Below are 14,886 nucleotides of genomic sequence, written 5' to 3'. Positions count from 1 at the left end.
TCGGATGGCATTTTTGATGAGATTATTTTCGAAAAACGCAACATTCGTTTTTTTTATTTTCTTACAAATCATCGCATTGGTGTTAATGTTTACCAGAAATTCTATGCAGCAATCTTACATTGCGGCGCAAACGGCTGCGGTTAACTCTTGGGTTTCTGGCAATATAGACAAAGGAACATCTTATTTAAAATTAAACCAAGTAAACCAAGATCTTGTAAAACAGAATAAAATGCTGATGGAAGAGGTTTACGGAAAATCGGATAGCAAAACTCCAAATTTTGGAAAGGTGATAGACTCAGCGAAAGGCCACCAAATCTACACTTTCGTTGATGGCGATGTGGTTTTTAATAGTATCAATAGAAGAGATAATTATTTCACAATAAACAGAGGGAAAAACCAAGGTGTTTTCCCGAAAATGGGAGTGATTGCACCAAATGGAATTGCAGGAATTGTGATTAACACCACAGATAATTACGCATTAGTACAATCGGTATTAAGTGTTCACAAAATACGATTGAGCGCGTCGCTAAAAAATTCTGGCTACTTCGGAACTTTATCTTGGCAAGGAGAAGATTCTAGAACGATGCATCTTTCTGATGTGCCGAAATATGTACCCTTGCAAGTTGGTGACACCATCATAACAGACGGAAAATCTGCTATTTTTCCGGAAGGGATAATGATAGGGCGAATTGCAGGATATGAAGTGGATAGCAAAACCGGTTTCTGGGATATTTCTGTTGAACTTTCTGAAAAAATGGGAAAATTGAATAAAATTTTTGTCGTGAAAAATTTGAAAAAAATGGAAGTTCAGAAAATTACAGATACTTTAAATGCCGTAATGAAGAAAGATGATTAGCAGAAATATTTTTACAGACGTTTTATTAATTGCATTGCTTACTTCAGTGCAAGTTTTTTTGTTAAATAGAATTCCACTATTTGATAAATATATTCCTGTTTTATATCCTGTTTTTGTGATGTTTTATCCGTTTTATAGAAATAAATTCGTTTTTTTAGGCCTAAGTTTTCTATTAGGTTTAAGTGTGGATATCGTTCTTGGAACTTGGGGCATCAATGCATTTGCAACAGTAACAATTGCTTACTTCAGAACTTTAATTTTTCGAACAACCACTGAAACTTCCACAGATTTCTTTTCATTTTTGTCTTTAAACTGGTCACAATTTTTATTTTTTATTTTCATAAGTATTTTTATACATCAACTTTTGGTGCAATACTTAGAATTTTTTAAATTAAGCCGATTGTTGGATGTGTTTATAAATGTACTTGCGACGAGTGTAGTTTCCTTTGTTTTTATATTGGTTTATGCTGTTGCATTCAGAATAAAACAAAAAGTGTGAAGTCACAATATTTTAAAGTATCAATTGCGCTTAGCATTATTGCATTAATATTTATTGCAAGGCTCGCTTATTTGCAATTATTCACCGATCGATATGCCTTGAATGCAGCCAACACTTCCATTAAGAAAGAATACATCATTCCTCAACGCGGCGTAATTTTCGATAGAAATGGGAAAATTTTAGTGGGAAATCAGCCCTCCTACGAAATTTCTTTCACTGCTGCATTAATGAAACCAGATTTTGACACGATTGGATTTTGCAAATTGGTTAATATTACAAAACCTACTTTCATCCGAGCCATTACAGCTTTAAAAAAAGAAAAATATTATTCTAAATTAACGCCGGTTACTTTTATTAAAAATATTAGCCGGGAAGAAATTGCTAGAATACAAGAAATTATTTTTAAATATCCCGCATTTAATATTGTTTCCAGACCGCAGCGCCAATATGAAGTTTCTACCTCTGGCAATCTTTTGGGGTTTACAAATCAAGTAAATGATCGTTACATAAAAAGAGACTCCACTTATTATTTGCCAGGAGACATCGCAGGAATGAGCGGTATTGAAAAATCTTATGAAAAACAATTACGCGGAAAAAAAGGAATCAATTATATTCAAAAAGATATTCGTTTAAGAAATGTGGGGCCTTATAAAGAAGGAAAATTAGATGTTCCTGTAGAAACGGGGAAAGATTTAACATTAGCTATTGATTACGATTTACAAAAACTAGCTGAAGAAATGCTAGTTAATAAATTTGGCGCCATCGTAGCAATTGACCCCAAAACAGGTGAAATTTTAACTTTAGCAACAGGGCCAGATATTGATCCAAACCTCTTTGTTGGGCCAGAAAAAACAAGAAATTTATATAAACTACAAACCGACACGGCCTACAATAGGCTTCCTACGTTTGATCGATCCACGCAAGGCGCTTATCCGCCAGGATCTACTTTTAAATTATTAACGGCGCTCGCAGGAATGCAAATGGGCGTGATGACTCCCGACACAGTTTTCCCTTGTGGTCGTGGTTTTAATTATAAAGGCGTTAGAATAAAAAGTCATGGTGGTGCGGTATCATTAATTCCGGCAATTCAGGTTTCTAGCAACTGTTATTTTTCTTATGCTTATTTGGCAATTTTAAATAAATACCCCGGAAATCCGAGTAAAAGTATTGATGAGTGGGCAAAAATAATGCACAGTTTCGGTTTGGGAGATTATATGAATAACGATTTAGCCACGGGCAATAAAGGCTTAATTCCTGATAGTAAATTTTACGAAAAAAGATACGGTAAAAATTGGAAACCAATAAAAGCCGTTTTTAATGGAATGGGACAAGGCGATATTTTATTAACGCCACTTCAAATAGCAAATTTTACGGCGGCAATTGCCAATAAAGGCTATTATTATACGCCTCACATCGTGAAATATATTGATGGAAAACCAAACCCGGATCCAAGATTTAAAGTAAAACACCAAACTTTAGTCGATAAAAAATATTTTGATGCCGTTCTTAAAGGAATGGAGGCAGTAATGCTTCATGGAACCGGCGCTGGATTAAAATCATCGGAATTCACGCAATTGGCAAAAACCGGAACCGCGCAAGTTCCACAAGGGAAAGACAACTCAATTTTTACTTTAATTGCACCGGCGGAAAATCCTAAAATTGTAGTTTCTGCTGTGATGGATCATGCAGGATTTGGAGCAACTTGGGCAGGACCCGCATCTACTTTGATTGCAGAAAAATATTTAACAGGGACTATAAAACGAGATTATCTTTACAAAAAAATGATCAACGCCAGTTTTATGCCAGAATATAAGCGACAATGGATTGATCATCTTAAAAAAATTGGCAAATATGTGCCGCCAAAACCAGATTCTATACAACTTAAAAGAAAACAAGACAGCCTTAAAATAATTTTAGAAAAAAAATTGAAAAAAGGACTTGCTAAAAAAAGTGATTCTACAAAATCTAAAACCAAAGTAAAGTGAAAACAGAGGGTATAGATAAATTAGGATTGGGACTTTATGTGCTGCTGTGTCTTTTCGCCATCGCAAATATTTATAGTGTGGAACCTAAAAGTGGAGAAAAGCAACTCATGTGGTTTGGCATTTCTGTTTTTGTTGGGATTGTGATATTTATAATGCGCGCCAAATTTTTCGAAAACTTATCTGCTGTGTTTTATGTTTTAGGCGTTCTACTTTTAGTAGGGCTTTTTCCGTTCGGTAGTGAAGTTTTAGGACAAAAAAACTGGTATAAATTTGGCCCAATAAGTTTACAGCCAGTTGAATTTGTGAAATTAGCCATCACATTAATGTTGGCAAATTATATTTCTGGGCCAGATTTCGATATTAAAAAATCCAAATCTTTGTGGACGGCTTTAATAATAATTGGCATACCAGGTGTTTTGGTTTTAGCAATCCCAGATGTAGGATCGCTTCTTGTTTTTTTAGCCTTTATAATTGCACTGTATAGAGAAGGTTTAAGCGGCTGGTTTTTTGGCGTGATTGCTATTATTGCCGTTATTTTTTTAGTTGGTTTGGCGGTAAATCCTCTTTTTTTAGTAATCCCTATTTTGCTGATTAGCGGGTTTGTTTTATTTGTAAACAGCAGAAGAATTAATTGGAATGTGATAAGTACTTCCGTTATAATTTTGTGCATTGCTGCGATGTGCGGTCTGGCTTACGGAGCACCAAAAATTTTAGAAAAAATGCCAAAACACCAAAGAGAACGCATTGAAGTTTTGTACAAAGGCGAAAAGGCCTTTCGGGACACTTCTGGCTATAATCTTTTGTATTCTAAAACCGCCATAGGTTCTGGTGGATTTTTTGGGAAAGGCTACAGAGAAGGTTCGGTAACGCAAGGTAAATTTGTGCCTGAGCAAAGCACCGACTATATTTTTTGCACTGTAGGTGAAGAATGGGGCTTTTTCGGCAGCATGATGCTCATTTTAGTATATTGCTTATTTATAGGCAGAATTTACTATTTAGCAGAAAATCAAAAATCAACTTTTAATCGGGTTTTCGGCTATTGTTTTGCTTCAATTTTGCTCATGCACTTTGCCATTAATCTCGGGATGGTAATGGGGCTTTTCCCGACGGTAGGAATTCCTTTGCCGTTTTTCAGTTATGGTGGTAGTTCGCTTTTGGCTTTTTCTGTCATGACATTTATCTTTTTTAAATTAAATTACGCCGATCGGAATAGTTTGGTTTAGCGCTTTTTGGTTTAAAATACTTATATCGCTTTGTAAAGGTCTGCTTTCAGTTCTCTCTTAAATTTATTGAAACTTAATTGCAATTTTTTTGATAAATGCCTCAATAAGTTTATATAAATTATCGATATTAACGCTTTAATTTTAATTTAGAAAAATTCCTGAAATAGATTCCTCAAGAAAGTCTTTGCAATGAAGTAAGCAAATTTGCATTAACGTGATAAATTGCCTGAAAAACCATCATTTTCTAAAATAAACACGAATTTTCCTACCATTTCCTTTCAGTTTTTTTACTTTTGTCTAAAACAAGATAAAAAATGCATCAAAAAAAATTAGGAGAATGGTCGGCCACTGCGATTTGCGGGAATGATATTACCTCTTCTTGCCTCTACGTTTCTGCCCTCACAATAGTTGCCGCAGGACAATACGCATGGTTGGCTTTACTATTTGTGGCAGCCATTTTATTTCTATTTAGAAAAATCTATGGCGAAGTTGTAGGTGCACTTCCATTAAATGGTGGTGCTTATAACGTACTTCTAAATAGTTCTACAAAAAGCAATGCGGCGCTTGCAGCCTGCCTCACCATCCTGTCTTATATGGCAACAGCGGTAATTTCCGCCAGTACAGCGATGCATTATTTGCACGAAATTATTCCTGCAATTAATGTCAACATTGCTACGTTTTGTCTTTTATTATTTTTTCTTGGTTTAACGGTTTTAGGAATTACTGAAAGTTCAATTGTAGCTCTAGTAATTTTTGTATTTCACTTGAGTGTCATGTTATTACTCATTATTTTTTGCATCATTTTTATAGCAAACAATGGATTTTCAATATTGGTTGAAAATTTTTCGCTTCCTGTACGCGGAGGAAGTATAGGCACGGCATTATTTTTCGGGTTTGCTGCAGCGATGCTTGGTATTTCGGGTTTTGAAAGTTCTGCCAACTTCGTTGAAGAGCAAAAACACGGCGTTTTCCCAAAAACTTTAAGAAATATGTGGATTGCGGTTTCTGTTTTAAATCCACTAATTGCCTTTCTCGCTATTTGCATAATGCCAATGAGCGCGGTTGATTCTAAAGTAGATTATTTTTTAAGTTTTATGGGCACTTTAACAGGCGGAAAATGGTTGGCTTTGATTATTTCCATTAATGCTGTTACCGTTTTAAGCGGTGCTGTTTTAACCTCATTTGTGGGAGTAAATGGTTTAATTAAAAGGATGACTTTAGATAGAATTTTACCCCAGTTTTTCTTGAAAGAAAATAAAAGAGGAAGCACATATAGAATTTTGGGGCTCTTCTTTGCGCTTTGTATCTCGGTTTTGGTAGTAACTAAAGGAGAAATTTTACCACTGGCCGCGGTTTATACCTTATCATTTTTAACAGTAATGGCATTTTTTGCACTCGGGAATTTATTATTAAAAATCCGGCGTGCTCGTTTGCCTCGCCCTGAAACTGCGCCAACTGCACTTGTTGTTTTAGCACTTTTTGGCGTCATTATAGCGCTTTATGGTAATATAAAAGCAAATCCCGCCTATCTAGTTACTTTTTTACAATATTTCATACCTGCCATCTTAATTATTTCTGCAATGCTAGCTAGAAATGATATAATGGTGGTTATGGTAAAAACAATGCAATCTATCACTAAAAGTTTTCGAAAAATAGCGGTTACATCGCGCAAAAGCCTTCACAAATCTATGCATAATCTACGCAGCCAAGAATTTGTTTTTTTCTCTAAAGGTGATGATATTGCAACTTTAAATAAAGTAATGATTTACATTAGCCAAAACGAAGTAACCAATAAAGTAAAAATTGTAAGTGTTTTGAAAAATCACCAGCAGCCGAGTGAAAAGTTTCTTTCGGATTTTGATACTTTAGATCGCGCTTATCCTGAAATGGATATGGAATATATAATAATTGAAGGAAGTTTTACACCTGATTTGGTAGAAAAACTAAGCAACGAATGGAATATTCCTAAAAACTTTATGTTTATTTCTTCACCAGGCGAGAAATTCAGTTATCGCGTTGAAGAGTTGGGAGGTGTAAGATTGATATTGTAAAGGAATTTTCTTGTAAATTTTGAACCGCTTTCTTTTAGGAAGCGGTTTTTTAATATTGTTTGATTTTGCTTGATATTGTTCTATGTTGTTTGATAATAAACTACCGATATAATTTTGTCATTAAAATTACTTTAAAAGATTGAACTCCTAAGGAGTTCCTTTTCAATATTATTCATTTTTTCTACACAGATATTGCTCCTACGGAGCATTTTTATTTTTCGGAAAATTCTAAGATAAAATGGTATGAAACTATCACTTAGAAGAATAAATCAAATTTTGAATACCAAAATTTTGAATTTTTGTGCATAAAAAAAGCCACCTCCATGGCGACTTTAATTATATCAATTATAAAATATTTATCTACTAATTTTTGGCTACATCACTTTCTCCAAAAGCTTTGGTGATGATACGTTTAGCAAACCTAAATTTTGGCGTCCAATAACTGTCATTAAATAAAGAAGATATCATCACGCCTCTAGAAGTTGCGGCGTGTATAAATTTTACCTCTCCATCTGGCGTTACATCTTCCACAATCCCAACATGCGAAATTCTGCCATGTTTTCCGTGAGAAAAGAAAACCAAATCTCCTTTTTGTAAATTTTCTTTAGAAACAGTTTCTCCTTCTGTTGCTTGTGAAGCGGCTACTCTTGGAAGGTTTAAACCTGTGGCGGCACCAAAAACTGAAAGTACGAACGCGGAACAATCTATGCCATTTCTGGTCATTCCACCATATCTGTAGGGCGTTCCTAGATAAGATTCAGCTTCACTTAAAATACCATCAATTGTATTAGAATGTTTGATTGCTTTTGCAATTTCTTCATTCTTAAGAGCGTTATTTACTCTTGCAACCATCGCTGCAGGATTTTCTTTAAAACTGCTGATGAGTTCTTTTTTATCTTTTTCTAATTTTTGAGCGTCTATTGTGGCGAGATTGGCACTCGCTTTGTATTGTGCGGGGTAGAGTTTCGGAGCAGAAACCACGTAATTGGATACACAAGACTGCAAAGAAATAGTTGTAATGGCAATAGCCATATAAAACAAAATTCTTCTCTTCATATATTAATTAAGTGTATTAAAGGTATTTTTCTTTTTCGAACTTTACAAAAATAGGGAATAGCGAAAAAGAGAGTGCTAAAATAGTTTTGCACATTCACTATTTTAACATATTTTAACATTATTGGCCAGAATGTTAATGAATTTAAACGCCTCAGCCGCCTATTTACCGAGTTTTTAGTCTTTTTTAATTGTGAAACGTTAACATTTAGAAGGGTGTTTTTCCTGTATGCTGAACCAATTGCTCTAATATTTTTCACTTTCGGCATTTGATGATAAAAAAATACTCCCAAAATTGGAAGTATTTTTTTACATATTTCTACAAAAAATTATCTTGTGAAAAGCATTTCTCTGTATTTTGTTAATGGCCAAAGTTCATCATCCACCATCATTTCTAAATCATCTGCTGGTTTTCTTACTTTCTCGAACAATGTTTTCACATTATCGCAAAAATAGGTCGCGCGCTTTTGTCCATCTTCAATTCCGTGGGCAGTTTCTCTTGCTGCAAGCAATTCTTCAACGGCTAGTTTTATTGCAGACACATTTTCAGAAATGTTAGCAATTAAACTCATTTGCTCTTTTGCTAATTTTTTGAATTCTTTATCATCAAAAATATCTTTTAAACCTTTAACATTTTCGATTAAACGGTTTTGGTAATTTAAAGCACATGGAATGATATGATTTCTTGCAATATCTCCCAATACTCGCGCTTCAATATCAATAGTGGTAGAATATTTTTCTAATTTTATTTCATTTCTGGCCTCTACTTCCCGATGTGTGAAAACTTCTAATTCTTCGTATAAATCAACGAATTTTTTGTCCATTTCACGCTCCAACGCTTCTGGAGTTGTTTTTAGGTTGCTTAAGCCTCGTTTTTTTGCTTCATTCGCCCAATCTTCTGAATAGCCATCGCCTTCAAACATGATGTTTTTAGATTGTTTAATATATTCTCTCAAAACGTTAAAAATAGCTTCGTCTTTTTTCAATCCCTTTTCTACTAAAGCATCTACTTCGGCTTTAAAATCACGTAATTGTTTAGCAACAATAGAGTTCATAATCGTCATGGTTTCTGCACAGTTTGCAGAAGAACCTACAGCACGAATTTCAAATTTGTTTCCTGTAAAAGCAAACGGTGAGGTTCTGTTTCTATCTGTATTATCTAATAGAATTTCAGGGATTTTGCCAACAACATTTAGTTTTAAATCTGTTTTTTCATCGGGAGATAATTTTCCTTTGGTTACTTTCTCTAATTCTGATAAAACAGAATACAATTGAGAGCCAATAAATACTGAAATAATTGCAGGCGGCGCTTCATTTGCACCCAATCTGTGGTCGTTATTAGCAGAAGCAATTCCTGCTCTTAATAAATCTGAATATTCATTAACGGCTTTTATCGTATTGATAAAGAAAGTTAAAAATTGCAGGTTTTTCTTTGGATTTTTTCCTGGGCTTAAAAGATTTTCGCCTGTATCTGTGCCGAGAGACCAGTTATTGTGCTTTCCGCTTCCATTTACACCCGCGAAAGGCTTCTCGTGAAGAAGTGCATTAAAATGGTGTTTGTGAGCAATTCTCACCATCACATCCATCACTAAAGAATTGTGATCTACTGCCACATTTGCTTCTTCAAACATTGGTGCCATTTCAAACTGATTTGGCGCCACTTCATTATGGCGAGTAGTAACCGGAATACCGAGTTTCATACATTCAATTTCCAAATCTTTCATAAAATTCATGACTCTAGTTGGGATTGAACCAAAATAGTGATCATCTAATTGCTGTCCTTTTGCAGGAGCGTGGCCCAATAAAGTTTTTCCTGTTAAAACCAAATCTGGTCTAGATTTGTACAAAGCAGAATCAATCAAAAAATATTCTTGTTCCCAACCCAAAGTTGGAACTACTTTAGATACATTCTTATCAAAATATTGCATCACATCTGTTGCTGCTTTATCAACCGCGTGAAGGGAACGCAATAAAGGTGCTTTATAATCTAAAGTTTCACCAGTATAAGAAATAAAAATGGAAGGAATACAAAGTGTAGTGCCCATTATAAAAGCGGGTGATGTAGGATCCCAAGCGGTGTAACCTCTTGCTTCAAAAGTATTTCTAATGCCTCCATTTGGGAAAGATGATGCATCTGGCTCTTGCTGAATTAATAAATTTCCAGAAAATCTTTCTATTGCTTTTCCACCTTCAATTGGTGTAAAAAAGGAATCGTGCTTTTCTGCGGTTGAGCCTGTTAGCGGCTGAAACCAGTGCGTATAATGCGTTACACCTTTTGCCATTGCCCAATCTTTCATCGCCACCGCCACTTGATCTGCTACTGGACGTTGAATTTTACTGCCTTTTTTTATAGCATCCATTATTGAGTTGAAGGCTTCCTTTGTTAAATATTCTCGCATGGTGTCTTCTGAAAAAACATTGCTGCAATATAATTCTGAAAGTTTGGCCGGCACGGTAACTGCGTTTTCACTTCTAAAATTTTTAAATGAAAGTGTTTCTAATGCTTTGAATCTTAATGTTGACATCTTATAAATTTTTTTTACAAATTTAGATTATTTTTTAAAATAAATTGTATCCCACCCTACTTTTTTTAGGGGTAATAATGATTTTTCTATCTTTTTTAAGCAAATTTATAGGTTTTTTAACAGTTTATTTTGTACTAATTCATAGAAACATTCGCTTTCTATGATTTTAATTAAATAAAAAAATCTTTTTCTATTCCTTATCTTTGCGTGAAATTTTATTTATGGCAAAATCCAGAGCAAGAGAAACGACAGAATCTATCGAGCGTTTATATGTAACATTAAGACACTTATTTTATCGCGGTTTCTACAAACCCAGCGGTGTTTCAGGCGAAAGTTTAAGAAGTTTATTGCTAAACATTAACCCAGAAATCTACGGAACCATGGGCGTTTCAAACAAAATAGAACTCGATGGTTTAATGTACGTTTTAGACCGCCTTCCAGAAGGTATTGAAGAAACAGCTTTTGTGCATTTAACTTCAGATGAAGGTTTTGATAAGGGCAGTTTTGAACCAATTGTTCCTAAAAAAAGACGTAGAAATTGTTATAGAATTGATGAGCACCAGATGAACATTGAGGTTCTGCTCGGTCGTTCTGAAATTTATGATATTCTTACGCACCTTACCTTTTTATATATTGAAGCAGATAAAATCAGAAATCTTGGATTTTTGATGGACAAAGGCGGAAAACCAATCCGAACTTGGCGTATTATTGAAGAAGTGGCCTTGGGCGAAAAGAAATTTAGCCGAAAAGAAAAAGAAGTGGCACTCATTCATCTTTCTTCTTTACTAGGAAGAACTTTTGATGAAACTTTAAATGCTTATAACTCCTTTGGCGACGATCAAAATCCTGACAGGTTATTTAAAATTATCTACCATTTAGGTAAAGGCAGTTTAGACGACATTCTAGAAAAACGAGAGCGCGAAATTCATTTTAGCGCCATTTTGCGGGAAAGAGTTGGGCACCATTACTTCGGAGAAAAATGGGCAAACAATGTGAAAGAAATTTTGGCCCAAAATAATTTGCATAATAGACCGCTCCACATTATTTCGGCCAACATGCATTCTGTGAAAAATATGCTTTTTGCAAATGATGCTCTTGGTAAAAAACATAAAGGCGAAGTAGATTATAAACTGTACGAGGAAATCAGCAATAAAAAAGCACTTCAAGATAAAATATTAGACTATTCTTTGCAACAAGGTTTAATTTATATTGATGACCAAAGCGGAAGTAATATTGATGTGCAGATTATAGATTTAAGCAAAATTGATTTAAAAAACTCTCCTTTCGCACACACAAAATTCTCTGGCGATGATGTCGTTTTGGTTTTTGATTACGCTTTTGGCGAACAGGCTTTTGAAGTGATGGACGAACTTTTGCGCCCTTTCGATTTCAATAATGAAATCCACACCATGAAGGTGAAATCCATCAACATTATGGGAAAGGCCGGGATTTTAACTGGCGGGAAAGGCGATATAATGATTCCTACTTCGCATATTTTTGAAGGAACAGCCGATAATTACATCTTTGATAATATTTTAAAACTTGAAGATTTCATAGATGAAGATTTAAAAGCATTTGAAGGGCCGATGATCACCGTTTTGGGAACTTCACTTCAAAATAAAGATATTCTTACTTATTTTATGACCACTTCTTGGAAGGCAATTGGTTTAGAAATGGAAGGCGCACATTATCAGAAAGCGATACAAGTAGCGAGCAAAATTAGGAAACATATCTCTGAAGATTTATCTGTTTCTTACGCTTATTATGCGTCGGATAATCCTTTGGAAACAGGCTCTACACTTTCTTCAGGCGGTTTGGGATTAACAGGTGTGAAACCGACTTATCTTATAACACTTAGAATTTTGGAGCACATTTTTAAAGCGAAAACAAAAGAAGCGGTATAATTTAAATTTAAACTTTTTAAAGCCAATCAATACCAAAATTTTGACTGGCTTTTTCTATTAAAATTATTTTATCTAAAATTCTTATCTTTCCATTTCAAAACTATTTAAATATGACAAAATCCTTTTTCCTAATTCTACTATTTATTTGTGGATTATTTTCAGCGCAGCAAAACGCTTACTATCAGCAACACGCCAAGTATAAAATGGATATTGATGTAGATGCTGCAAACTATACTTACCAAGGAAAACAGTCTATAGAATACACCAATAATTCGCCGGATGAATTAAATGTGGTTTATTTTAATCTTTTTTGGAATGCTTTTAAACCCGGTTCTATGATGGATCAGCGCGTGCAAAATCGCGGTAAAACTGGCGATTCTCGGTTGAATGTGGATGGTGTTTCCCGTTTGGCTTCAATTCCAAAAGACCAAGAAGGTGCGCAAAACATCCATTGGATAAAGCAAAATGGTAAACTTTTGAAATATGAAATTCAAGAAACCATTATGAAGGTTTATTTAAATGAAAGTATCAAACCCAATTCGTCCACCAAATTTACGATGGAATGGGACGCCAATGTTCCGATGCAAATACGAAGAAGCGGCAGAAACAACCGCGAAGGAATTGATATGACCATGACGCAATGGTACCCGAAAATTTCTGAATACGATTACGATGGATGGGCAACTTTCGATTATGTTGGAAGAGAATTTCACGCACCTTTTGCTGATTTTGATGTCAATATTAAAATTGATAAAAACTACGTTATCGGCGCTGGTGGAACTTTAGAAAATCCTTCAGATGTAAAAGGTTACACAAGTTCCCCAACCATTAAAGCAGATAAAAATAATAAAGTAAACTGGCATTGGACGGCAAAAGATATTTTAGATTTCGCTTGGGCTGCTGACCCCGATTATACAGTGGATTCCTTTGCCGTTTTAAATGGCCCAAAAGTCTATTTGGTCTATCAAAAATCCGATAAAACAGCCGCTTGGGAAGAATCCATTCCTTACATTAAAAAATATTACCAATTGATGAACGCAGCGTTTGGCGACTACGTATATCCCACTTATTCTTTTATACAAGGCGGCGATGGCGGAATGGAATATGGTCGATGCACGATGATTCTGGGTGAAGCAAAATCTGTTCAAAGTTTGTGTGGCTTGATGTTTCACGAAGGTTCTCACTCTTGGTTTCAGCAGATGTTGGCAACCAATGAAGCGATGCGGCCATGGATGGACGAAGGCTTTACAAGCTACGCCGAAGATTATATTATGTACCAATTATTTCCACCTACAACGCCAGAAGCAAATCCTTTCATTAATTCTATAAATGCCTACATCAGATGGACAAAATCTGGTTTGGAAGAACCCGCAGTTTGGCTCGGCGACCATCACGATAACGGAACGGCTTATACTTTTGCCACATACGTAAAAGGCGAGACTTTTTTAGTGGAACTCGGTTACATAATGGGCGAAGAAAATTTGCAAAAAACCATGAAAGAATATTACAAGCAATGGCACTTGAAACACCCCACCGACCGAGATTTCATCCATATTGCGCAAAATATTTCTGGTATGGATTTAAAATGGTTTCACCATTATTGGATCAATACTACAAAAACGATTGATTACGGCATTACAAACGTGCAGTATGATGCCACTTCAACTACCATTACATTAACCAACAACGGGCAAGTTCCAATGCCGATAGATTTTGGTGTAATGTTGAAGGATAAATCTGTAATTAATTATCAAATCCCTTTAAATTTAACGCGCGTCTTTAAGACAAAAGACATTAATGGGACGTTCACAAGTTTGCCATATTGGCCGTGGACACAGAAAGAATATACATTTACAATTCCTTATTCTAAAGACCAATTATCTGTTTTGGGTATTGATTTTTCTCAAAGAATGGCAGATGTAAACCCGGCAGATAATTTTGTAGAAGTGAAATAATTTTTGTTAAACTAAATGGCACAAGGCTAATATTGGTCTAATTTTTCTTTAATTTTTTATATAATTAAATGAATACTATCGTAATAAATATTGGAAACACAAATATCCGCTTCGGACTGTTTAATGGAGATAACTGCGAAATAAGTTGGGTTATAAATACAAAACCATACCGTTCACAAGATGAATTGTATATTCAGTTTTTAAATATTTATCAAGCCTACAATGTTAATGTTGAAAGCATAGAAAAAGTGATTATTGGTTCTGTAGTGCCACAATTAACTTACGATATTTCTCGTGCTATTTCTAGAATTCATGGTGAAAAAGCGATAATTGTAGATAGAAATACGCCATCGGAAGTAGAAGCAAAATCCAAACAAATGGGAACCGATATTTATGCGAATCTCGTTGCCGCGCATCATCTTTATTCAAACAGAAAAAAAATAATTTTTGATTTTGGGACCGCACTTACGGCGAGTTGTGTAGATGAAAAAGGCGAAACATTAGGTGTTATTATTGCACCAGGAATTATTACGGCGCTAAATTCTTTAATTCACGACACAGCCCAATTGCCAGAAATAGAGTTAATTAAGCCAAAATCAGTTTTAGGTTTAGACACCGTTTCATGTATGCAAAGTGGAATGGTTTATGGCTATTTGGGCATGGTAGAAGGTTTTGTTGACAGAATAAACAAAGAAGTTGAAGACGATTGTTTTGTAATTGCAACGGGCGGTGTTTCCCACGTTTATAAACCTTTAACCGAAAAAATTCAGATTGCAGATAGATTGCACACTTTGAAGGGTTTGTATTTTTTGGGAAAGGATTTGTGATAAAATTC

The 14,886-nt window shown here is 34.9% G+C and carries 10 protein-coding genes; 8 read left to right on the top strand and 2 right to left on the bottom strand.

From position 1 onward, the window contains the following. Nucleotides 1–4: 4 nt before the first annotated feature. From mreC to C4S29_RS08295, 5 genes are all read left to right on the top strand, one after another. Nucleotides 5–856, top strand: a complete 852-nt coding sequence (mreC, locus tag C4S29_RS08315; RefSeq protein WP_103913678.1) for a rod shape-determining protein MreC — start codon at nucleotides 5–7, stop codon at nucleotides 854–856. Beyond that, complete coding sequence (locus C4S29_RS08310) at nucleotides 849–1,355, top strand: rod shape-determining protein MreD (RefSeq protein WP_103913677.1); 507 nt, start codon at nucleotides 849–851, stop codon at nucleotides 1,353–1,355. Before mreC ends, C4S29_RS08310 begins: the two co-directional genes overlap by 8 nt. Next, nucleotides 1,352–3,340: a peptidoglycan D,D-transpeptidase FtsI family protein gene (locus C4S29_RS08305; RefSeq protein WP_103913676.1), complete on the top strand. Its 1,989-nt coding sequence runs from the start codon at nucleotides 1,352–1,354 to the stop codon at nucleotides 3,338–3,340. The genes C4S29_RS08310 and C4S29_RS08305 overlap by 4 nt, the downstream gene beginning before the upstream one ends. Then, nucleotides 3,337–4,563: a rod shape-determining protein RodA gene (gene rodA, locus C4S29_RS08300; RefSeq protein ID WP_103913675.1), complete on the top strand. Its 1,227-nt coding sequence runs from the start codon at nucleotides 3,337–3,339 to the stop codon at nucleotides 4,561–4,563. The genes C4S29_RS08305 and rodA overlap by 4 nt, the downstream gene beginning before the upstream one ends. A 314-nt stretch (nucleotides 4,564–4,877) precedes the next feature. Further along, the gene (locus C4S29_RS08295; RefSeq protein ID WP_103913674.1) at nucleotides 4,878–6,614 is read left to right on the top strand and encodes an APC family permease; all 1,737 of its coding nucleotides are present in this window, start codon (nucleotides 4,878–4,880) and stop codon (nucleotides 6,612–6,614) included. A gap of 363 nt (nucleotides 6,615–6,977) precedes the next feature. Here the strand turns inward: C4S29_RS08295 and C4S29_RS08290 are convergent, their stop codons facing one another. Together C4S29_RS08290 and C4S29_RS08285 are read right to left on the bottom strand one after the other, a co-directional pair. After that, nucleotides 6,978–7,670: a C40 family peptidase gene (locus C4S29_RS08290; RefSeq protein WP_103913673.1), complete on the bottom strand. Its 693-nt coding sequence runs from the start codon at nucleotides 7,668–7,670 to the stop codon at nucleotides 6,978–6,980. Between the two features lie 326 nt (nucleotides 7,671–7,996). Beyond that, a complete protein-coding gene (locus tag C4S29_RS08285; RefSeq protein WP_103913672.1) occupies nucleotides 7,997–10,192 on the bottom strand; it encodes a glutamine synthetase III family protein in 2,196 nt (731 codons plus the stop codon). A 221-nt stretch (nucleotides 10,193–10,413) separates the two neighbouring features. Between C4S29_RS08285 and C4S29_RS08280 the strand changes: the two genes are divergently transcribed. The 3 genes from C4S29_RS08280 to C4S29_RS08270 all read left to right on the top strand — a co-directional run bounded on the left by C4S29_RS08280 (nucleotide 10,414) and on the right by C4S29_RS08270 (nucleotide 14,878). Continuing rightward, nucleotides 10,414–12,096 carry a DUF6909 family protein gene (locus C4S29_RS08280; protein ID WP_103913671.1) on the top strand — a complete coding sequence of 561 codons (1,683 nt, stop codon included), beginning with the start codon at nucleotides 10,414–10,416 and terminating at the stop codon, nucleotides 12,094–12,096. A gap of 110 nt (nucleotides 12,097–12,206) precedes the next feature. Then, nucleotides 12,207–14,051: a M1 family metallopeptidase gene (locus tag C4S29_RS08275; RefSeq protein ID WP_103913670.1), complete on the top strand. Its 1,845-nt coding sequence runs from the start codon at nucleotides 12,207–12,209 to the stop codon at nucleotides 14,049–14,051. A 68-nt stretch (nucleotides 14,052–14,119) separates the two neighbouring features. Further along, nucleotides 14,120–14,878, top strand: coding sequence for a type III pantothenate kinase (locus C4S29_RS08270; RefSeq protein ID WP_103913669.1), 759 nt, complete (start codon nucleotides 14,120–14,122; stop codon nucleotides 14,876–14,878). The last annotated feature ends 8 nt before the right edge of the window (nucleotides 14,879–14,886 follow it).

The sequence above is a fragment of the Halpernia humi genome, assembly GCF_900108025.1.
GTDB classification, from domain to species: Bacteria; Bacteroidota; Bacteroidia; order Flavobacteriales; family Weeksellaceae; genus Halpernia; species Halpernia humi.
This window is presented reverse-complemented; position numbering and strand designations above follow the sequence as displayed.

What these genes read in the sequence shown, in the direction of transcription:
- C4S29_RS08270 (WP_103913669.1), top strand. Translation starts at nt 14,120, where the DNA reads ATGAATACTATCGTAATAAATATTGGAAACACAAATATCCGCTTCGGA.
- C4S29_RS08280 (WP_103913671.1), top strand. Translation starts at nt 10,414, where the DNA reads ATGGCAAAATCCAGAGCAAGAGAAACGACAGAATCTATCGAGCGTTTA.
- C4S29_RS08310 (WP_103913677.1), top strand. Translation starts at nt 849, where the DNA reads ATGATTAGCAGAAATATTTTTACAGACGTTTTATTAATTGCATTGCTT.
- C4S29_RS08290 (WP_103913673.1), bottom strand. Translation starts at nt 7,670, where the DNA reads ATGAAGAGAAGAATTTTGTTTTATATGGCTATTGCCATTACAACTATT.
- C4S29_RS08275 (WP_103913670.1), top strand. Translation starts at nt 12,207, where the DNA reads ATGACAAAATCCTTTTTCCTAATTCTACTATTTATTTGTGGATTATTT.
- mreC (WP_103913678.1), top strand. Translation starts at nt 5, where the DNA reads ATGGCATTTTTGATGAGATTATTTTCGAAAAACGCAACATTCGTTTTT.
- C4S29_RS08295 (WP_103913674.1), top strand. Translation starts at nt 4,878, where the DNA reads ATGCATCAAAAAAAATTAGGAGAATGGTCGGCCACTGCGATTTGCGGG.
- C4S29_RS08285 (WP_103913672.1), bottom strand. Translation starts at nt 10,192, where the DNA reads ATGTCAACATTAAGATTCAAAGCATTAGAAACACTTTCATTTAAAAAT.